This window comes from Roseibium sp. RKSG952 (genome assembly GCF_009711355.1).
The window spans coordinates 1-422 of sequence record NZ_SMMF01000242.1 but is presented as its reverse complement, the minus strand read 5'-3'; the positions used below and the strand labels follow the sequence as shown (position 1 = coordinate 422).

Annotated in this window: 1 protein-coding gene; it reads right to left on the bottom strand. The window is 35.1% G+C overall.

Annotation, left to right across the window (positions count from 1 at the left end):
* Positions 1-99: 99 nt before the first annotated feature.
* Positions 100-422 (bottom strand): hypothetical protein (locus tag E1297_RS48825; protein WP_196223089.1); only part of this gene is annotated, 323 nt, incomplete at its 5' end.

Below are 422 nucleotides of genomic sequence, written 5' to 3'. Positions count from 1 at the left end.
GACTGTCAGGTCAATACTGTTTCAGTACACACACTCCAATCCTTTCATGGGAGTGAACCGCAGCCGTTCCAAGTTGACGAGGTAAATAGACATGCTCACCTATTTTTCATTATTCAACTCGCACTGGTTCTTATACTCTTTAATATTATTCACCACTTCATCAGCTGCATCAGCATTAGCTAAAAAAAAGTAGCTTGTCGCCTCCCTTGAATATCCTACGTCTCCGTTGCATTTTGTAATTTCTGTGTATGTTTTATTATCTATTATATCATTTTTTGTTAATCTTTTAAAACCATTGCCATCAAAACTATCATTATAGTAATCGGATGAAAAAAATAATTGGATAGAGCTGTATTCTCTATTTGATTTTGTCCTCCTAATGCGCCCGATCTCGAGAAGATTTATCCTCTTTATTATTATTT